The organism is Candidatus Neomicrothrix sp. (assembly GCF_035329545.1).
GTDB lineage: Bacteria > Actinomycetota > Acidimicrobiia > Acidimicrobiales > Microtrichaceae > Microthrix > Microthrix subdominans.
In genome coordinates this window covers 12,333-33,072 of record NZ_DAOLGP010000036.1, presented here as the reverse complement: position 1 = coordinate 33,072, position 20,740 = coordinate 12,333, and the positions used below count along the sequence as shown (strand labels likewise).

15 protein-coding genes are annotated in these 20,740 nt (G+C 66.8%); all 15 read left to right on the top strand.

All coding sequences use genetic code 11. The features are described 5' to 3' along the window. Positions 1 to 4: 4 nt before the first annotated feature. The 15 genes from PKD89_RS16230 (at position 5) to PKD89_RS16160 (ending at position 20,661) form a co-directional block, all read left to right on the top strand. Positions 5 to 460 (top strand): phage tail protein, encoded by a 456-nt coding sequence (locus tag PKD89_RS16230; RefSeq protein ID WP_289010942.1) that lies wholly within the window; start codon positions 5 to 7, stop codon positions 458 to 460. Between the two features lie 134 nt (positions 461 to 594). Then, the gene (locus PKD89_RS16225) at positions 595 to 2,655 is read left to right on the top strand and encodes a phage tail sheath C-terminal domain-containing protein (protein ID WP_289010941.1); all 2,061 of its coding nucleotides are present in this window, start codon (positions 595 to 597) and stop codon (positions 2,653 to 2,655) included. A gap of 2 nt (positions 2,656 to 2,657) precedes the next feature. Next, on the top strand, positions 2,658 to 3,311 hold the full coding sequence (locus tag PKD89_RS16220) for a phage tail protein (protein ID WP_289010940.1): 654 nt from the start codon (positions 2,658 to 2,660) through the stop codon (positions 3,309 to 3,311). Continuing rightward, positions 3,311 to 4,045, top strand: a complete 735-nt coding sequence (locus tag PKD89_RS16215; RefSeq protein ID WP_289010939.1) for a hypothetical protein — start codon at positions 3,311 to 3,313, stop codon at positions 4,043 to 4,045. Before PKD89_RS16220 ends, PKD89_RS16215 begins: the two co-directional genes overlap by 1 nt. After that, the gene (locus tag PKD89_RS16210) at positions 4,033 to 4,206 is read left to right on the top strand and encodes a hypothetical protein (protein WP_289010938.1); all 174 of its coding nucleotides are present in this window, start codon (positions 4,033 to 4,035) and stop codon (positions 4,204 to 4,206) included. Before PKD89_RS16215 ends, PKD89_RS16210 begins: the two co-directional genes overlap by 13 nt. Position 4,207: 1 nt before the next feature. Next, positions 4,208 to 5,251 carry a phage late control D family protein gene (locus PKD89_RS16205; protein ID WP_289010937.1) on the top strand — a complete coding sequence of 348 codons (1,044 nt, stop codon included), beginning with the start codon at positions 4,208 to 4,210 and terminating at the stop codon, positions 5,249 to 5,251. After that, positions 5,248 to 5,973 (top strand): phage baseplate assembly protein V, encoded by a 726-nt coding sequence (locus PKD89_RS16200; RefSeq protein WP_320415446.1) that lies wholly within the window; start codon positions 5,248 to 5,250, stop codon positions 5,971 to 5,973. Before PKD89_RS16205 ends, PKD89_RS16200 begins: the two co-directional genes overlap by 4 nt. A 4-nt stretch (positions 5,974 to 5,977) precedes the next feature. Continuing rightward, positions 5,978 to 7,783, top strand: coding sequence for a hypothetical protein (locus PKD89_RS16195; protein WP_289010936.1), 1,806 nt, complete (start codon positions 5,978 to 5,980; stop codon positions 7,781 to 7,783). After that, on the top strand, positions 7,780 to 8,184 hold the full coding sequence (locus PKD89_RS16190; RefSeq protein ID WP_289010935.1) for a GPW/gp25 family protein: 405 nt from the start codon (positions 7,780 to 7,782) through the stop codon (positions 8,182 to 8,184). Before PKD89_RS16195 ends, PKD89_RS16190 begins: the two co-directional genes overlap by 4 nt. Positions 8,185 to 8,186: 2 nt before the next feature. Continuing rightward, positions 8,187 to 10,433: a hypothetical protein gene (locus PKD89_RS16185; protein ID WP_289010933.1), complete on the top strand. Its 2,247-nt coding sequence runs from the start codon at positions 8,187 to 8,189 to the stop codon at positions 10,431 to 10,433. Positions 10,434 to 10,611: 178 nt separating this feature from the next. After that, positions 10,612 to 13,086 (top strand): phage tail protein, encoded by a 2,475-nt coding sequence (locus PKD89_RS16180; protein ID WP_289010932.1) that lies wholly within the window; start codon positions 10,612 to 10,614, stop codon positions 13,084 to 13,086. A 43-nt stretch (positions 13,087 to 13,129) separates the two neighbouring features. After that, positions 13,130 to 15,205: a hypothetical protein gene (locus tag PKD89_RS16175; protein ID WP_289010931.1), complete on the top strand. Its 2,076-nt coding sequence runs from the start codon at positions 13,130 to 13,132 to the stop codon at positions 15,203 to 15,205. Positions 15,206 to 16,170: 965 nt separating this feature from the next. Continuing rightward, the gene (locus PKD89_RS16170; protein ID WP_289010930.1) at positions 16,171 to 16,953 is read left to right on the top strand and encodes a hypothetical protein; all 783 of its coding nucleotides are present in this window, start codon (positions 16,171 to 16,173) and stop codon (positions 16,951 to 16,953) included. A 160-nt stretch (positions 16,954 to 17,113) separates the two neighbouring features. Next, positions 17,114 to 18,532, top strand: a complete 1,419-nt coding sequence (locus tag PKD89_RS16165) for a hypothetical protein (RefSeq protein WP_289010929.1) — start codon at positions 17,114 to 17,116, stop codon at positions 18,530 to 18,532. Further along, complete coding sequence (locus tag PKD89_RS16160; protein WP_324332535.1) at positions 18,532 to 20,661, top strand: ATP-binding protein; 2,130 nt, start codon at positions 18,532 to 18,534, stop codon at positions 20,659 to 20,661. The genes PKD89_RS16165 and PKD89_RS16160 overlap by 1 nt, the downstream gene beginning before the upstream one ends. Positions 20,662 to 20,740: the final 79 nt, after the last annotated feature.

Below are 20,740 nucleotides of genomic sequence, written 5' to 3'. Positions count from 1 at the left end.
GCTGATGAGCATCAAGCGAGACGATCCGTACGGCAACTTCAACTTCCTCGTCGATCTTGGCACCGGTGACACGTCGACCGTCGTCGCGGGTTTTCAGGACGTCACCGGCCTCGGCATTGAGGTGACGACGGCGGAGTACCGCAACGGCAACGAGCCGGTGAACCACGTTCGTAAAGTCAACGGCATGTACAAGATCGGTGACGTCACGTTGAAGCGCGGCCTTATCGGGGTGCTCGACCTTTACCAGTGGATCGACGAGACGCGGCGGGGAATGAAGTCGGCGATGCGATCGGTCACGATCCATCTGCGAGACGAGGTTGGTGAGAACGACGTGATGGTCTGGAAACTGACCCGGGCGCGCCCGACGAAATACACGTCGCCACCCATGAACGCCAAGGGCGGCACCGATGTCGCAATCGAGGAACTCGTGCTGACCTACGAGGACCTGGCGCTCGAGTGACTACCTCCATCGCCTTTCGCAGCCGGTTGCCAGGCGTCACCTGCGACCCACGGCTGGTCCCCGAACCCCCTGGCGTCCGGCTTGATGTCGCGGCGTTCGTTGGGTTCGCTAATCGTGGCCCCCTGAACGTGCCGATGCCCGTTGACGACGCCCGGGTTTTCGATCAGCTGTACGGACCGGACGTCGAGCTGGCGGTCGACGACCGGGATCGTCCGGTGTTCGGCCACCTCGGATCGTCGGTCCGGTCGTTCTTCGCGAACGGCGGACGCCGGTGCTACGTGGTTCGGGTCGCCGGACCGTCGGCCTCGGCCGCCCGGTTTCGACTCGCTGGCATCGAGATCGCCTCGATCGGCGCCCCGGGCTCGATGGTCGATCCGGCGCCGCTCGATCTCGACGCGGCCACGGCCGGCGTGTGGGCTGACGCGATGGGCGTGACCGGCGAGGTGGTGGCGCACCACATGCTGAGCGAGACCGTGATGGACGGTACGATCCGGTGCCGGGCGCTCACTGCCACCGCTCGTTCAGAAGTAGCAGTGGGCGACCTCCTCGCCGTCATTCCACCCGGCGGAACGACGGTGCGACTCATCACCGTCGGCGGTGTGGACGGGACGTCACTGAGTGGTGTGCGACCTGTTGCCGAGGTGAATGCGTCCCTAGTCGGCTCTCGTGTCACCTCGCCCCAGGTCGCTACGCCGTCGGATCGGTGGCCCGACGGTGCGACCGTGCTCCGGCTCCGCCTCCGCCTCGACGTCGACGAGGCCGATCGGTTCGTCGTCAGCCGTGTCGAGCAGATCGACGGGCTGATGCTCGGAGCGCTCGACGGCGGGGGTGCGCCGCCCGTGTCCGGCAACAGCGACTCGGCCGGAGCGCAGCCCTGGGTGGCGCGCATCCAGCAGCACGACACGGTCGATTTCGATGCATCCCGGTCGCGGCGCCTCCGGTCACCGTCGATCGCCGGGTCGGTGATGCTCATGCCGACCGATGTGCGCTTGTCGGCGGCCATGCCGATCACGAGCTCCCTCACGGCCCGCGGACATGATGGCCTCGACCGGTTCGACCCCGAGGCCATGTTCCTCGACGCAGAGCTGTCCGACGCCACCGTTGTGTCGCTCGGCGAGCGAATCGAGGTGCAGCGGTCGGGACTCCACCGGCGCCCGACCAGCGCTATTCACGCCATCCACGCCATCGCTGAGGTGGCCGTTGTCGCACTGCCTGACCTCTGCCACACGCCGTGGGGTCCGAGGACGGCACCACCGGAACGATCGCTCCTCGAACCGGAGGTCCCCGAGCCGCTTGGCTTCGTGGACTGCGGCCCAGAGGGTCCGTGCGGCGACCTGCCCCGCACGAAGCTCCGACCCGTGGTCCTCCCCGCGAACGGTCTCGCCGAACCATTCCGAGGAGCGGACCTTGGACCGATCAGCTCTGTTCACGCAGCGCTGTTGGTGCTCTGCCGGAGCCGGGCCGACCTCGTAGCGGTCATGAGCCTCCCGCGTGGCGTCGCCGCTGCCGACATTGCTGATTGGCGGGCCGCGCTGGCGACCGAGCCCAGACTGGTCGATAGTCCGGCCCTCAGCCACGGTGGGCTTTGGCACCCCTGGGCTCTGGTTCCCGAGACAGTGGCTCGCGACCGGCAATTGCTGCGCCCCATTCCACCCGATGGAGTCGTGTGTGGCCTGATCGCGGAACGGGAGCGGACGAGAGGTGTCTGGGTGTCGCCGGCCGGTCAGCGACTGCGGAGCGCCGCCGGACGGAGCGTCAATATGCCAAGCCAACTGGAGGTCGCTCTGTTCGACCTCGGGGTCAACCTGCTCGTCGACGACCGGGGCGGCGTCACCACCACCAGCGCGCACTCGCTCGATCACGACCCGGACTGGTTGCAACTGTCGGTGCGTCGGCTCGTCATCCTGCTGCGCAAGATCGCAGTGCTCCTCGGGGAGCGCTACGTATTCGAGGTCGACAACGACCGGTTCCGGGCCCAGGTCCGGGTGGCCTTCGGGACCGTTATGACCCAGTTGCTGGAGCGGGGAGCGATCGTCGACTTCGACGTCGTGGTACCCCCACCGAGCAACGTGGTGGGCCAGCGTGAGGGACGCGTTGAGATCGACTTCCGGATCGCGCCGACGTCACCGATCGAATTTATCACCGTGCGCCTCACACGCACCGGCAGTGGCGTCATCGACGTCCGGGGAGGTTGACCGTGGCCGCCGCCGATGTGCTCGAGCCCCCGTTCTCAGCGTTCCGATTCGACGTCGAGCTGACGGTGCGGTCTGCCCTGCGCGGGATCGGCAGTCCGGTGTGCCGGGGCGCGTTCGCAGAGTGCGACGGCATCGAGATCGCGATCGAGCCGAAGACGATGACGCCTGGCGGGTACACGACCCGCCAGTCACATCGCGTCGGCCCGCCCAAGTTCGGGCAGATCACCCTGCGTCGAGGGATGGATTCGGCCCACGACCTGTGGGCCTGGATGTCGGCGGCCACGGTGCCGGGCCGCGATCTCCGCGCCGACGGGCGCATCGCACTTCAAAGCCCCGCCGGCGAGGTGAATGCGGTGTTTGTGGTCGAAGGATGCCTGCCGGTGCGGGCCAAGGGTCCGTCGCTGCACGCCCAGAACGGCCAGATCGCCATGGAGGAACTGGGGCTGGCCGTCGAGCGGCTGTACCTCGATGGCACCCTGTCGGTCGGCAGGGGCGCATATGGCGTCGACGCGTCGGTGGGCTTGTCAGCGTCGTTCGACCTGTCGGACGGCGGGAGCGTCGGCGTGAACGCCACCGCCGGGCTTCAAGTGAGCGGTGGGGAGGGACTGTCGGGTTCCCTCGGTGGTGTGGTCTCAGGGTCGGCGGGGATCGGCTGATGGCGTCAACCATGACGTTGACGGATCAGTCGGGCAGCCTTTCGATTACGGCCGACTTCAACCCCCAGTCGCTTTCGCTCACCCACTCGACGTCGCTGGTCAATCAGGGCCAACCGAAGACCGGCACCCAGAGCAGCCCTGCGCAGGTCACGGGCTACCAGACGGCGTTGTCGTTCGACCTGCAGTTCGACACGACCCTGACGGGCGACGACGTCCGCAACACCACCGAACGATTGGTGCAGCTCAGCCGGCCCGACAAGGCCGAGGCCCGGAACGTCACCGTGTCGTGGGGCACCTTCCTATTCACCGGACAGATCCAGGGCATCACCGAGTCGGTGGACTTCTTCTCTCCCGACGGTGTGCCGCTCCGTGCTGTCGCCAAGGTGCAGATGAGCCAGATTGGCAAGGAGACACTCCGAGGGATGTCGGCTAGCGGCGGTGCCGGTGTTGGCGCGTCGTTCGGGGCTAGCGCGTCGGTGAGTGCGTCCGCCGGTGCGTCCTTCGGGGCGAATGCATCGTCGAGGGTGTCGGTCGGCGCAAGGGGGGCCGTTGGCGTCACCCCGCTGGCCATAGCCGGCAACGGGACCTCGCTCCAGGCGATGGTCGGCCGGGCTGGAGGGGGAGCGTCGTGGAAGGCGGTCGCCACCGCCAACGGCATCGACAACCCTCGCCTTCTCAGCGGTGGCATCACCATCGATCTCAAGGCTTCAGGAGGCACGTCATGGGGATCGTGATCGATCAGCTCGACGTCGAAGATCCAGACGACCCCGCTTCGTCGACCGGCGGCCCGGTAGCCGCCGCCATCGCGTCGGCAGCGGTGCCGGAACGGACCGATCTCGGAGCGCCGGTATCCCGGCTCTCCGCTGCTCGCTCGACCCGTCAGTGGGCCGACTGACATGACCACCGTCTCTTACGTCGCCCAGCCAGAGCTTCGCGTTGACGGAACCGTCCTCAACGCGCAGATCGTGGCGGTGTCGATCGAGGACTCGCTTGACGGCCTGGATCGTGCCGAGGTCGAACTCGATGGCTGGACCGCCGACGGGTACGACTGGTTCGCGGGAACGCTGGACTTCGGCAAGGAGGTGTCGATCGCCGTCGGCGCAGTCGACGAGCGGGCGTTACGATTCGTCGGGCGGGTCAGTGGCATCGACGGGCGGTTCCGGAACGGCGGCGGGACGACCGTGACATTCCTGCTCGAGGACGCCATGAGCTTGCTACGCTCGACCCGGCGAACCCGGTCGTTCGACGATGTTTCGGACAAGGATCTCGTCCAACGACTTGCTAAGGACCATGGTCTCCGAGCCGAGGTCGACCTCGATGGTCCGACCCACCTCCACGTCGCCCAACTCAACCTGAGCGACCTTGCGTTTCTTCGTGACCGCGTGAGGGGCATGGGGGGAGAGCTTTGGCTGGATGGAACCACCGTGCACGCCCGCCAATCTCGACCGACCGACGATCCGGTCGAGCTGGACTACGGCTACGGGCTTCGATCGTTCCGGGTTGTGGCCGACCTCGCTGACCAGTGCTCCGAACAACATGTGACGGGATGGGACGTGGCCGCAAAGGAGGCAATCGACGAGTCGGCAGACGCGTCCGACCTCTGCCTCGAAACCGACCACGGCCGGACCGCGGCCACGGTCCTCGACGACACCTTCGGGCGCCGGATCGAAACGGCCGTGCTGACGTCGCCTGTCTCTATTCCTGAAGCTCGGAGTCGGGCCCGCGGGCTGTATGCGGAACGCTCGCGACGATTCGTTGTCGGTTCGGGCCTGGCCGACGGGCTACCCCGGCTGCGGGCTGGCCGCAGCGTGCGTCTCGGGGGGCTCGGGCCGATCTTCGACGGCGTGTACCACCTAGTCGCCACCCGCCACCTGTTCACCGTCGGCGAGGGCTACCGGACCGAGTTCGACGCCGAGCGTCCCGGGGTGGGGGCGGCATGACGATCGCCGCGTCGCCGCTAACCGGCTTGAGCAGCGACCCGCGGCCTGTCGCCGCCGGCCTCGCCAACCCTGGTGGTTGGAACGCGATGTACCCGGCCACGGTCGTGGACAACCAGGACCCTGACCATCAGGGCCGTGTGAAGGTTCGACTGCCCTGGAGCCCCGACACCGGTTCGGGGCGGTTCGAGGCGTGGGCCCGCCTGACAACGCTGATGGCCGGTCCGGGCCGGGGTACATGGTTCGTCCCGGATGAAGGTGACGAGGTGATTGTCTCATTCCAGGCCGGTGACCCTCGACACCCAATCGTTCTCGGTGCGTTGTGGAACGGCGAGGACGATCCACCTGAGCGGATGGCCGACGGCAACCACGTCCGGACGATCCTCACTCGAAAGGGCATCCGGCTCACCTTCGACGACACCGACGGTGATGTGCATCTGCTGCTTGAGACCCCCGGTGGGCAATCCGTACGACTGAGTGACACCGGGACCAATGTCGTGGTTACGGATGCGAACGGCAATGAGATTGCGCTGGAGGCCAGCGGCGTGACGGTGACGAGCCCATCGAAGGTCACGGTGCAGGCGCCATCGGTCAAGGTCGAGGCCACCTCGGTGGACGTCACGTGCCCGATTTCGACGTTCAGCGGCGTGGTCAAGGTCGACACGTTGCTGGCGACCACTGTCGTCAGCGCCACCTATTCGCCCGGCGCTGGGAACGTGTGGTGACGCCGTGACCGAACTCGCACAGTGGACCGTGCCCGCCCCATCGTGGCTCGACACCACGGACGACCTCGACGCCGGGACGTTGGCCCATCCCGAGATCATCGAGTTCAGCGGTGACGACTTCGTCGACCAGCTGAGGGACGTGCTCGACGGGGGCGACCCCCAGCATCGACGCTTGTCGGCGATGCACCCGAAGGGCCCCGGGACCGAGGCCGATCCGTGGCGGCTCTTCCAGCCGTTGCACGCCCGCTATTACATGGTCACCGGGTCGCTGGTGTGTCGGCGCGCCGGGCTGCCGGACCGGGCGGTTGATCGCCGGGCCGGCCAGTCGGCGAGCTTCGTGGTGCGCCGCGTGGTCGCCGGGCGGGAGCAGGCCTGGGTGCCGTCGGGTCGCTCGGGTGCGTGGCGTGACCTCTCCGACCCGGCGACGCTGTTCACGACGGTCAACGGTCTCAACGACGTCGTTGCCGAGGAGCGTCACAAGATGCAGCCGATGACGGTGACGGCGAGCAGCGGCACCGGGGAGGTCGCAGAGCTGTTCGGGCTGGACGAGCCGGGTCGTCGCCAGATCTGGGTGGGTTATCTCCCGGTGGTGCCCCGCGTCGAGCCTCGCGCCGAGAACGGGCGGGGGGCTGCGATCGTGAGTGACGCGAACGCGACCGTCTCGGCTTCGAATCAGGATAACGCCGCAGCAAAAAACGATCCGCGGATGATGGTGGCGACCATCCGCGTGCTTGAACCGTGGCGGTTACTCAAGGAGGGCGATAAGAATGGCGAAGTGCGCAACGATGACGCGTACATCGCGTCGTTTTATTGGCTGCTTGAGATGTCGGACCTGATGCACCAATGGTTCCCCGACGAACTGGCGGCGGCCCGCCGCGACCCGTATACCGACTCGGACTTTCCGGCGCCCTGGCCGCCGTCGACGGCACCGGCGGTGCCGAGCTACGACCCCGATCCAGCGGGAGCGAACGGGACTATCCGTTCCTTCCTACGCGACACGTACTTCGTGCGACCGGACTCGTCGCTTATGGAGCCCGGCTGGAAGTTTGCTGCGCTTCCCGGGGAGGTCCGCAAGGTTGCCAGGCTCGCCGACGTACTCGTTGAGCTAGCTGGCGAGCGCGAGATCCTCCGAGGTCATTCGATGCCGCCGAAACGCGACACGGCCGACAAGTTCGATGTGCGGACCATGTTCCATAGCTCGGCTGCACGACGGGAGCGGAAGGACTGGACCGTCGACCCAGAGAAGCCCAGTCCCGTCGAGCTGGCGACCGCTATCGTCTCAGCACTCGCCGAGGACGGCGCCCCACCCGTCGAGGTGCCAGAGGAACTGGTCGGCTTGATCGCTCCGATCCCGGACCGCCCAGCGACGGACGCGATCGCAGCAGGGACCGTCGAGGAGCAGTACGTCGTGCGGCTCGGATACGAGCACGAGCCGTGTATGCCAGTCCTGAGCGAGCCCAGTCGACGTCTGGTGTTCGCCAAGGTGTTCGATCCGGGCGCGCCGGCGCGACCGATCCGGATCGAGCTGCCCGACCCGAGCACGCTCCGACGCAACCGTAAAGGGGTGGCGTTCGAGATGCCTCCGGCGCTGCGCAATCAGTTGGCCCGCATTGGACCAGGCTTACTCAAAGGAGACGAGCCCGGCGACGCCGGAGACTTCGACATCGCCATGATCTGCGCGTTCTCGATTCAGATCATCACCCTCGTCGCCTTCGTCGTGATGTTCATCTTCCTGATTCTGCTCAACATCGTGTTCTGGTGGCTGCCCTTCTTGAAGGTCTGCTTCCCCGTCCCCACGAAGAAGCAATGAGCGCGGTCGAGGACATCGGGGCCCGGATGTACGGGCAAGGCGTCGCCTTCCCGTTCCGGGTTGGACTGGACGGACGCGTCGCCTGGTCCACCGGCGAGGAGAACGTTCGCGAATCGCTGAGCCTGATCGTGCAAACCCGGCCGGGGGAGCGGATCGAGCGGCCGGATTTCGGTTGCGGCGTCGACCGCTTCCTGCACGAGCAGGTCACGGTGGCGACACTACGTCGGCTGCAGGACGAGATCAGAACGGCGATCGATCGCTGGGAGCCACGGGTGGCGCTTGATGATGTGCGGCTTGCGGCTGATCCCGCTGACCGCCGCGCCGTTGACATCACCATCAGCTACCGGCTTGTGGCTAGCGGGCTGCTGGACCGACTGTCGCTGACGATGGCGGTGGATTGATCATGCCGATTGATATCCCCAACCTCGACGATCGCTCGTACGCCGACCTGCTGGCAGACCTCCAGGCTCGAATCGCGGTGCACACGCCGGAGTGGACGACGCCTTCGGCATCGGACCCGGGTTACGCGCTGCTTGAGATGTTCGCGTTCCTCACGGACAACCTCCTGTACCGGAGCAACCGCATCCCCGAGGCAAACCGAAAGAAGTTTCTCTCACTGCTCGGTGTGCCGACCCGGCCGGTCGGTGCGGCGACGGGGTTGGTGGCGTTCACGTCGAAGATTCGGCGGGACCTCGACGCGGCCGAGGAACTCCGCGCCGGCAACGTCGTCTTCCGCACGGTGGCACCGGTGAACGTCCTGCCCATCGAGGCGCTCGCCGTGGTGAAGCGTCGCCGAGATGGAATCGACGCGGCGACGCGGCGACATATGGAACGGCTGCACGGATCCCTGGTCACCTCGGGCAAGGAGGCGCTGACGTTCTACGACCCGGTGCCCATCGAAGACCCCGTGCCTGGCATGCCTCCTCCGTCGGTCGATCTATCTGATCGCAATGCGTGTATCGATGCATCGGTTTGGGTGGCGCTGCTGGCCCCCAAGACCTCCACGTTCGCTGATGCGGTCAAAGCGATCGGGGGTCAGACGCTGCAGCTCGGCGTGGCTCCGTCGCCGACCATCACCGAACGCCTCCTCGGCGCCCAACTCGTCGCAGGTGGTCCGACCGGCGGCCTGATCGTCGAGGCCATGCTTCCCGACGTCCAGGCTGGTCAGGACCCTACCGTCACCGTGTTGCAGACGACGAGCGACACGGTGCTTGAAGCGCCGGGTGTAATCAACGTGGTCCTTCCTCGGGTCGACGAGATCCACCCGTGGTTGCTGGACCCCATCGAGGACGGCGTCGGCGACCTGCCGCCGTTGATCGCTGAGGCAGCGATTCGTGGGCGCGTCGTGATGTGGCTCCGGTTGCGCCTCCCTGACCAAACGGTTGCGGCCGAGCGGACAACCGGACCGGTGCCCAGCCCCGTGATCTCGTGGGTCGGCATTAACGCAGCGCTGGCCCGGCAGTGCGAACGAGTCACAGGAGAGCTGGTAGCGGTTGGCAACGGCGCTCCATCGCAGGAGGTACGGACCCGGTTTGCGCCGGTGCTCGTTGATCAAGGGGGTGCCGGAGCGCTCGATCCTGAGGTCGAGGTGCAGGATGACTCCGGTGCTTGGGCGGCGTGGGAACGGGTCGACGACTTGGCGGTGCTTGACGCGTCCGACACCTCCTTCCAACTCGATCCTGATATCGGCACCCTACGGTTCGGCGATGGTCTCCGGGGTCGGCGCCCCGGCCTCGGCGCCGGCATCCGCGTCACCTACGACCATGGTGGTGGACTCGCCGGTGCCGTCGAGGTGGGCGACATCAAGGGCGGACCGACGCTGCCCGGTGGGTGCAAGGTGTGCAACCCGGTACGTACGTGGGGCGCCGGCGCCTCCGAGACCACCGAGGAGGCCGAGCGGAGCATCCCGGCGTTCCTGCGCCACCGCGACCGTCTGGTCACGGCGACCGACTTCCGCGACATCACACTGCAAGCACCAGGCGCTGACCTGGCACGCGTCGACGTCCTCCCGCTGTTCCGCGCCGAGCCGCCGCCGGGCGCGCCCCAGGAGGGTTGGCCAGGGATGGTCACTGTGGTCGTGATCCCGCGCACCGATCGAGTGAGCCCCGAGGCACCCCGCCCCGATCGCTCGACCCTCGACCTTGTCTGCCGATGGCTTGAGCCCCGTCGGCTTGTGACCACCGAGCTGCACGTGCGCGGACCCGACTACGTGCGGATGTGGGTATCGATCGGTGTGACCGTGCAAGGGGGGCAGATACAGGACCGTGTGGAACGCGCTGTCCGGTCCGAGATCGAGCGGTTCCTGTCGCCCCTCGAGGGTGGCCTCCGCGACTGGCCCGGTGATCGGCTGGCACTTGAGGAGGGCGGACGTTGGATCAGCGGTGGTTGGCCCCTAGATACCGACGTGCGGGTTCAAGACATCGAAGCGGCGGCGACGCGGGTTCCGGGTGTTCGCAACGTGGAGGGTGTTCGCTTGGCCGTCGAAGGGGCGGACGGTTCGCGTGCGGAGGTCCCGATCGCCCGCCTGCGCGGCCTCCAACTGCCATGGGCCATCGTGTTCGCCTCGGTCGGTGATCCGGTCGACCCGTCGGCTCGACCGCCCGAACCGACCAACCAAGTTCCCGTCCCGATTGTGCCGGAGACGTGCTGATGGGGACGCGCTGATGGACGTCCAGGGTGGCCGGTTCCATCTCCTGTCGGGACGGTCGGATTGGACATCGTGCTCCCACGCGCCTCCGGGCGCTGTGGTCCGCCCGCTGGGATTCTGGTGGGACAGCGCGGATCCGCGTAGTAACCGGGCGACCCTTGAATGGAGCGAGTCGGAAGGCGTGATCCGGCTTCAATCGGTCGTTCCGACCTTCGTCCTGCGCGGCTCGCGTGCGGTCCTTCGGGGTCGGCCCGAACGCCGTGGCGCCGGCGCCGAATGCGGCGGCTGCTGGTACTGGATCGGACAGGACTGTCGATCGATCTGGCGGCGACTCCCCGGGACTTCGACGCCGGCGGTGATGTGGTGGTCCCTCGACGAGGGTGTCGGTGGTCCCGGAGATGTCTTCGCCGAGTGCACTCGGCCGGAACCATTGGTCGGTTGCCTCCAGGGCCTGACGGTCAGCGGAGCCAGCGACCTGGTTGTGGGCGTGGTGCGACCGGGTGAGGAGCAGGGCGGATTGCTGGTGTTCGACCTTGAGTGCGGAGGGTTGCCCGAGACCGTGACGTGGCTGTCGACCGGTCGGGAGGGTTCGCCCGGTCCGCCCGTCCGGCCACTTGACCTCGCCGCGGCCGACGACGGGTCGGTGCTCGTGCTCGACGAAGATGGACGGCGCTGGTGGCGCCTTGATCGGTGCGGGCGCCTTCCCGCCGTCGGTATCGCCTCGGAGGTCGTGTCGGATAGATTCGTCGATCAGACCCGATTGGGGGGTGAGCCGGTCGACCCGGCCGCTCAGGTGGACGCCGACGGTGGGGGTTCGGCTCATGAATGGCGGTGGACCGCACCCCCGTTCATGGTTCCCGGCGACAGTCGAGCCGACGCGGTGGAAGCGGGGCCTGGCGGCCTGGCACTCTTCCTCGTGGGGCCGCTCGACGACGCTGACGAGCCAGCGTCGACCGTCTGGATTGTGCCAGCGTCGGGCGAACCGACCCCGTGGCCGCTCGTCGTGCCCGTCGCCGACCCCGAGCAACCCAACGACCGCCAGACCGAATTCGGGTTCGTCGCGACCGACCTGTGCGTGATCGATGATCAGGTCCCTAGCTGTGGTGTTAAGGGCGGTGGCAACGGTTGCGGCCGCGCTGGTTGGCGTGGCAATCACGACGACCACGACCACAAGGATCGCAAGGATCTTCCCCTCGTCTTCGTCGGGGGCGCCGACATCGACCAAGCCATCGCGTTCAGGCTCCGTAGCGACGCGAAAACCCCCTCCCTGGAACCGGTGCCGCGCTACTACTCGCTCCGTGGGTGGCGGGGCCGTGGCATTGTGGCCCATGACGGCGACGTGTGGGCCGACATGGGCCCAAGGGCAGCGAGCGTCGACGACACCGTGGATTGCTGGCTCCCGCTCGAATCGTACGATGCGTGCGCGTTCGCACCCGAAGGAGCGTTCGTGTCGCCGACCGCGTTCAGCGCTACGCCCGGTGCCCAGCCGCCGTTGCTCGGGCAACCATTCGACGGCGAGACGCCGGGGTGCGTTTGGCACCGGGTGTTTCTGGACGCTCGCATCCCGGTGGGCACCTCGGTCACCGTTGAGGCCCGGGCATTCGACGACCCTGATGGTCTTGACAAGCTCCCGTGGATTATCCAGCCGTCCCTGTACCTCCGTTCGGGAGGGTGCGAACTGCCGTACTACGAGCCGTGGGCCTCGCTCGAAGATGAAGTGCAGGACGACCGAACTGGCACGTGGGAACTTCTCTTTCAGGGCATTGTTGGACGTTACGTGCAACTCCGGATCACGTTGCGCGGGTCGGTGGGCCAGTCACCGAAGGTTCGCTCCGTTCGCGCCTGGTACCCGCGATTCTCGTACGTGACCAATTATCTCCCCGCGATCTTCGGAGCCACCGACGACGATCGATTCCTCGAGCGGTTTCTCGCAAACGTCGAGGGTGTCGAAACGGTACTTGAGGAGCGTATGGAACGGGTCGGCATGTTGTTCGACCCTTACGCCACACCTCGCGAATCGGTCGATTGGCTGGCGTCGTGGGTCGGGCTGGCGCTTGAGTCGGCATGGGATGAACCCCGCCGCCGCTTTCTCGTCGCGCATGTCGACGACTTTTTCAGGCGCCGGGGCACGCTGGGAGGGCTGCGGGCCGTTCTGCGCCTGTACCTGCGCTGCTGGCCCGGAGGCGCGGACGGTGATCGTGCAGTAATCGACGCCACCGTGGTGTTCGACCCCACAGCCCGCTCCGATGATCCGGCGTTCCTAGTCGAGCTGTTCATGAACCGGCCGCAACGGGCCGACGAGATCCTGGCCTTGGCGGGCGGGGCCGATCCGGACGGCGACAATCGGGCAGCAGCGGAGCGGCAGGCCGCCGACGAGCTGGCTCACCGCCTCCTCGTGCTGGTTCCGGCCGCCCTGTCCCCCGAGGTCGACGGCATGGTCGAACGGATCGTCGACATGTTGCGACCGGCTCACGTAGCCTTCGAGCTTCGACGGGCCGCCGGACTCTTGAGAGTAGGCGACGTGACCATCGGCGACGGGACCGTGGTGGGGCCGAGCCATGACTACACGCCGATGGTCGAAGGGGTCACAGTCCTCGGTGGGGGCTCGCTCGCCACCGTGGACTGCTCGCCAGGACTGGACGGAGTGCTGAGGTGAACGATCTCACTGATCTCACGATGGCAAAAAATGGAGGACCGAGATGACGGATGTGCTGCGAGCATGCGCGCTGCTGGACGCTGGCCGATTCCACGTCGACCAGAGGCTCAACTACGAGAAAGGCTTGCCGTTGGGGGCCGCCGAGTTCCGACTTGAACAGCGGTACCTGTTGGAGCGCGACCAGCGACACCAACGCTCAATCCACGGATATGGAACCGTCGAGGGGCTGGCCGTCACGACCGAGCCGGTGGGTCAGGGCGACGACGCCGACGTCGAGATCCGGGTGTCGACCGGGTTCGGCATCGACCAGATGGGCCAGCCCATCTTGGTACGGACACCCCAGTGCGCCCGGCTCGGTGCTTGGCTCAAGGCCCAGCGAATCGACCTTGAAGGGAAGCTGCCGACGGTGGACCTGAACATCGGCGACGGCGTGCACTCTGCCCAGTTCGTTGCCGGAAACGGCAAGGTTAGGGGAAACCGGATTTGGGTGGTTGCGCTCAGCGACGAGTGCGGCACCGACCTCCGGCCGATTCCCGGCTGCACGTGCGCCACCGAGGACGAGAGCCGGGCACCGTCGCGTATTCAGGATTCGTGGCGGATCGAGCTGCGCTGGGTGCCGCCGGGAATGCCGGTGTGGCACGCCGCTCAGCAGTTCGCCGACCTATTGCTGAGCATCATCTGGCAAAAGAAGCAACCCACCGACGCCTCGCCTGACGCGCTGAAAGCCCGCGTCGACACTTTCGTGCAAGCGTTAGGGGATGCCGCGGGCGACCCAATGGCCGTTGCGCGCGCCATCAAGACGCTAGATGCCAGCCCGGGCCTCAAGCTTTGGTCGACCGGCGCCAGGACGGTCATCGATGGGCTCCTTCGGCGTTGGGCCGTGGAGATCCGACCGCTCCTGTCTCCAGGAGGCGTGCTCCCCAACACGGACTTGACGGAAGGGGCGATCGTCCTGGCGTCGGTGTTCGTCCCTCTCGTCCCGGTTGGCATCGGCAACCAGTCGGGGGACCACCCGGTCGACGGACACGGCCATACCGGTGACGACGAAGCCATGGGGCTCACCGACCTCCACGGCGCGACGGTCGATAATAGCGAACGCCCGATGTTGGCCCCGACCCAGTTGCTCCAAGAGTTGCTCCTCCTCGGCGTCGGCTCGGGGGTGACGGTGTCGGGCGAGACGCCGCCGCCCCGACCGCCCCGTGAGATCGTCACCGTGATCGACGCGGATGATGTCGACGGGCAGGTACCGGGATTGCGCGCCCTCGGGCATCTGCCTGGCAACCTGAATGTCGTGTTCAGTGGTGCGCCCGGGGCGCCCAACAGCTGGGTCGGCACACCGGCAACGTCCAGCGGCGTCGCCGACGCGACCTTGGCTAATGGATCTGCGAGGGAGTTGCGGCTGGGTGTCGCTCCTGCACCCGGGCAGCTCGTTGGGTTGGCGATCGACCTCGACCGGTCGACCGTCGACGAAGGGCTCGCGGCCCAGTCCTCGCTCGCCGACTACCTTGCCGCCCACGACCTCGAGGTGGTCAACCGAGAGGGATCGGTGGCCTGGATCTACCACCAGATCCGTCAGGCCACACCCGATCCTGTGCCCGAGCCAGTCAAGACCGTTCTGTTGCCACCGAACCTGATCACGACGCGTAGCACGGTCCGCCGTGCCGACGACAACCAGCAAGTGACCGAATGTCGGCTCGACGTCTGGCTTCACCTTGACGTCATCGACCCGGCCCCAGGATCGCCGCAGGGCGACGAATATGAACTCGCCGCCGAGGGCGAAGAGCTGTCCAACTTTGTTGGCGTGTATTTCGAGGTGCAGACCGCCCCGGACCCACCGACGGTAGTCGACCTTGGGCCACAACCGATTCGCATCGTGCATCACAACCAGCTGACGATCCTGATCGAACCCGCCCTATTGTCGGATCTCGTTGGACAGGTAAGAGATGGCGTGCACCTTCGTGTCCACCTAGTTCCGGACCTTCCCTTGCGTCGTCACAACGACAGCGGGCCAGGAGATCCGATCCGGTTAAGTGAGGTGCTGGTGACCGACCTACACCTCGGTGATGCCGCCGAGTTGGGGCTCTGGACCTACATTTATGTACCGGGCTGGGCCGACTGATGGCTTCACCCAGCGTAACGACGACGATGAAGAGCGACGTTGTATGGCCGAGGTTCGCCAATGGCCGGTTGCTCTATGCCGATGACCTCTCGGCACTGCGAGCTGCGACCGGGTCGTCAGACAGGAGGTTGGGGCGCGCCGTCGGCGTCGGCGTCGTCGAGGGACTTGATGCGCAATTCGTTGGGTCCAAGCTTCGCGTTTCTCCAGGTCTGGCTGTCGCTCCCAACGGTTCGATGATCGAGCTCGCCAACCTGGTGGATCTTCCGGTGACACGGACCGCAACCGCCCCCGGTCGACTGACCGCCGCCACGGCCTTCCCAGGAGCCTTCAGCGACTGCGAACCCGGTTCGATCCTCACCTACGCCGATCGTGGACCGTACGTCCTCCTGGCCAGGACCGAGACGTACGCCGAGGGTCAGGTGCCGTTGCAACCCAAGCCGTGCGCCGACGCCGACCCCGGCTGCACCGAACGATGGGATCGTGAGTACGTGGCGTTCCGCCTTGCTGCCGTGCCGATCGGGAGCATTCCGGGTGTGCGGTCCGACGCCGTTGACAAGCTGACGCGTAATCGAGTGGCGCACTGGTTTTTTGGGAGCGATCGGGAGCGGGATCTCGTCGACGACCCGTTCAGCGCCCAGCCTCCCGGGCGGGTCAACGCCGGACGCATGACCGAATGGTTCGACAACGAGGTGGCTTTGGCGGTTATCTGGTGGACGGGTAGCGGAGCTGCATTCCTCGATCGTTGGCCGGTCCGGCGTCGGCTGGTCCGTCCGACGGCGCTGATCGGCTGGACGGGCCTCCTCGACGATCGGCGCTCGGCCGACGGTGAGGCGCGGTTCCTCCAGTTCCAGGACGAATTGTCCTCCGTCGTCGATGTGAAGCTCGTGGCGCGTGACCATTTCGCCTGGTTGCCGCCCGCGTTCATCGTCCCCCTTCGGGCGAACGCCCTCGTGGGTCGCTTCCGCGTGGCGACCGACGACCTCCGTAAGCTGGTCCCTCTCGTCCGGCCTGTTGTTTTCGACCAGACGGTCTCGAAGACGATCAGCGAGGCGCTCGAGGCCGTCAAGGGGCACGACGACCTCGAGAAGGTCGTGGTCTCCCGGCTTGCTGAGCAGCTCGTGCCACCCAAGGCGTTCGGGGTCCGGGTACCGACCGACCCACTTGTCGTCGACCCGGCCGAGCCGACCCACGTGGCGTTGCCTCTCGAGGATCTACTTCAGCGACACCTGAACTTCTTCCAGCACCTCGAACAGATGTCGCTGAAAACCGTCGACGACGGCATCGACCTAGACACCTTCCTGCCACCGAAGAGCTATCGCATCCGGATAATCGATCACGACGAGGTCGATGCTCGGATTCGGCGGTCGTGGTTGGACGAGTCAGTGTCGACTTCCGAGGACCGCCGGTTCGACGTGCTAATCGTCGACAGCACTCTCAGTCCTGGCTCGGTTCCGTACGCACTCGTCGTGCGTCGCCCCGTCGACCCGGTCGACCAGGTCGACGTATCAACCGAGGAGGTGCCAGCCAGTCCATGGCTCATTCCGCCGTTCCTGATCGGAGGGATTGGTGAGCCGATTGTGACGAAGCCGGTCGTCGACATCGAGATCGTGAAGCCGGTGTGGAGCGGTCCGGTGGTCGATCCGCCTCACGAGCACTGGAACGATCTTGGGATGGTCGTCAATCCGGTAATCAACGTGCAACTGGATGATGTCCTGAACCACTCGATCCTGTTCAATCCGAATGGGTGATTCTGCGATGATCGCGATCACCCCGAGCGCTCCGGGCACCGTACCCAGATCAAACGACCTTGGCGGACCGGACGACCTTAGTGGGACGGTAGTGCGCCGGTCGTTGGTGCGCGGCTGGCGTCACTCCGCAGATGCGTATCGGTCGGACCTCGAAGAGCACTTGCGCCCGTTGTCTCTCGGGGCCCTCGGGCTGGCGTCGGGCGCCGTCGTCGTCATCCGGCGTCTCGGTGGAACTCTGGGCATCTCGTCCCTCGAAGAGGCGCGAATGCTCGTCGAGGGAGCCCACCGGCCGGCGCTCGGTGGGCGGCGCGTCGACGTTGACTGTGCCGTCTTCGACAGCTCGGAGGATCTCCTAGTCGGATATCTTGTCGCCCGCGTTGCCCCCGACCCGGGCGCGTGGTGGTGGCAGACGATGGGCCCGATGTGGAACCCGACAGCGCCCGCCGATCGAGTGGCAGCTGTCCTCGGTCAGTTCATCACTGTCCTCCCGTCGGTCGTCGACCGGACCGGGCCGACGATCATGAGGGCGCTGTTGGCCGACCTCGGTGACGAGTGGTGCGGTGTCCTCGCCGATGCGCTCGTCGCGTCCGGTATTCCGGATGTTGCGAGCGTTGCCGCGATTTCGGCGACGCAGAAGTCTCAACAGACCCATGGGGTCATGACTGTGGTGGGCGACGCCGATCTAGGGGTCGATCGCCTGGGGACTCTTCTCGGGCTCGATGCAGGTAACTCCCCGGGGTTTCAGACTCGTGGAGCTGAGCCCGAGGGCCCTGAGGCGGAACTCGTCGGCTCGCGGTGCGAGCGTCGCCTCGATACCGACGGCGCGCCCGAGGTCGGAAGCTACGGCGCACCCCGTGCCGCCCGCGCAGGCAGAGCCAACGCCTACGGCCCTAACCGCGACGCTGCCGCAGGCTCAGGTCTGGCCGGCCGGCTTCTCGGAGCCAGGGGCCCGTCGTCGGATCCCACGGCGCTGCCGGGCTCGACAGGGAAGCGGTGGGTCGACGGTGGTTCTCCACCTAACGTGGCCGGAGCGAGCGTTGCAGCACTCGGAGGGTCTGGAGTGGAGCGGGTTGCAACCGGCCTCGGTGGTCTCTGGTACCTGCTGGCGCCGTACGATGCCGTGCTCCAAGAACTGGACCTCCGGCCCGCGCCCGCCGGTGTGTGGGCCGGGTTCTCCAGCGTCGGCCGCGAGGTGCTGTCGCTGCTCGGTTCGGGGGTGCCGCGAGATCCAGTGTGGGCACTACTGGACCGGCTGGCCGATTCCGCACGAAGCGAGGCCGCCTGGGACGACACCAGCCAGCTCGCCTCCGGTGCCCTCGGACAGATGGCGATCGCCGAGCGAGTGCTTGATGGGTTCGCGGCCGGGAGCCACTTCCTATCGGGTGGTCTACGGTTGGCGGCGGTCGTTTTAGTGAGCGACACCGCCAACGAGTCGATGGTTGATCGGGTGAGTCACACGGTCGTCGAGGTGCGGGTCGATCCTCGACTGGCGGATGCCGAGGTCCGTCGGCTGGGCTACGACTGGGACCTTTCGCTGTCTGGCGTGTTCGGTGTCAACCTCCGGTTTCGGTTCGAGTGATGGAATCGATTGTGACCGGTCGCCGTAATCCGTCAACTGCAGCGCAGCACTGGGACCTTCTCGGTCGGGCCGCCTTCGCTCGGATCCTCCGTAACGTCGGAACGGGGCGACGGTACGCCCTGTTCGGCGACGACGAGTCGTCCCTGGACTCCGAGGTCGTGGAGCGCGCCCGGGCCGATCTGGATCAGCAGTCCGGACGGGGCGGCGACGGCCAGGACCCTCGCTTCTGGGAGCGGCTCGCCCAGAATTTGACGGCGACGGCGACGGCACCGCTCCCGCTCGAGCAACTGCGGCGGCAGCTGTGGGCCGGCGACGCCGCAGTCGCGATCCTGGCGACGGCGGGATTGGCGGAGGAGGACGTCTCGATGGCCACGATCATCGGGCTCCTGCAGCGGCCTAATCCGTCGATGCGCCCCTGCGTCGGGCTGATCGATCGGGTGATGGGGGAGCCGGACGACGAGCCGCGGGTCCTTTGGCCACTGTGCCGATCTCTGATCGACCGCGGCTTCCTCCAGATCGAGAATCGGGCCGACCTGCGCGTCGAGTGGTCGTTGCAGGTGCCGGCCCCGGTGCTCGACGCCTGCCGAGGCCTTCCTGCGACGGCTTGGTCGCCGACTCGCCGGTTTAGGCTCGCTGACTCGCTAGATTTTAATGGTCTCGTCGCATCGGCGGGCCATCACGAGCGGGTGCGGCGGCTGGCGGGGATGCTAGGCGACGGCACCGTCGATGTCGTCGTCCTCCGGGGTGCAACCGGCTCAGGACGGCTGACAACGGCTCGGGCGATGGCAGGGCTTCTCGGGCGGCCCGTCTTGGTGCACGACGGCCTACCGGCCCAAGACGCGTCGGCGGCGGCGGAAGCGATCCTCGCCAATGCGGTGGTCGTGGTTCGCCTCGACTTGGACGAGGGCGAGTCTGCCGATCTGGGGTGGTTGCGGGAGCTGGTAGGACCTCTCGTCGTAGCGTTGGGCCGTCGCGGTGCAGTGACGGCCGGAGTCGACGGTCAAGCGACCGTGCTGGACGTCCCTCGTCCCAATCGCGTCGAACGCGGTCAGCTTTGGTCACGCGCCCTACCCCGATGTGACCCCGACGTCCTCGACCAGGTGACGCGGAGCATGCTGATTTCTGGTGGCACCATCGGCTCACTCGCCACTGCGGCCTACACCGCTGCCGGGGCGGAGGGCACGTCGGTCGGGCTCGTTCAGCTCCGTGCCGCTGCGAAGGGGTTGCACCGGAGCGGCCTTGAGCCGCTGGCCACGCCGCTCCAACGGGTCGAGTCCGCGCCGGTGGTGCCGCCCGTGTGCCGGACGGCGTTAAATGAGGTGGTGTCGCGGTGCGAGGTGCGCGAAGATCTGACGGCGGCGTCGGGGCCGGCGTTCTCCGGCACCGTCGACACCGGCGTCCGGGCCCTCTTCTCGGGTGCAAGTGGCACCGGGAAGACCCTGGCGGCCCGGTGGTTGGGCGCTCGACTCGACCTTGAGGTCTATCGCCTCGATCTTGCCGCCGTTGTCGACAAGTACATCGGCGAGACCGAGCGCCGCCTCGACCGGTTGTTCACCGCGGCCGAGAACGCCGACGTCCTTCTCCTGCTCGATGAGGGCGACGCACTGATGGCCAAGCGGACCGACGTGAGCGGTGCCAACGACCGATACGCGAACCTTGAGACAAACTTCCTACTCCAACGCCTCGAGGGCCATCAGGGTGTGGTGGTCGTGACGACGAACGCCCTCGATCGGATCGACACAGCGTTCTTGCGGCGCCTCGATGCCGTGATCGACTTTCCTTCGCCCGGAGCCGACGAGCGCGCCGAGATCTGGGCGATGCACCTGCCCGCCCGCCGTGACGTTAGCCCTGAGTATCTGCGCAACGTCGCCGTCCGTTGCCGGCTGAGCGGCGGCCAGATCCGGAAGGTGGCGCAGGCGGCCACCGTGGCCTCCCTCGCTGCGGCGCGGGTTCGGGAGGATGCATCGCCGGCGGTCACCGACGACCACCTCGACGCTGCTATTCGGGCCGAGTACCGCCGGGCCGGAGTCCCTGTCCCCCTTGCAGACGGAGCCGAGAAGGTCAGGCCAATCACCGATCCGCTCGACTTCTTGTCGCGTACTGTCCATCCGGGTGCAGCCCACTCATAGCCGTGGTGAGGACGAACTCGCCACAGCCCAATGAGCATTGTCGTGCTTATCACGGTCGTCCCCAACTTCTGCGAGCTGC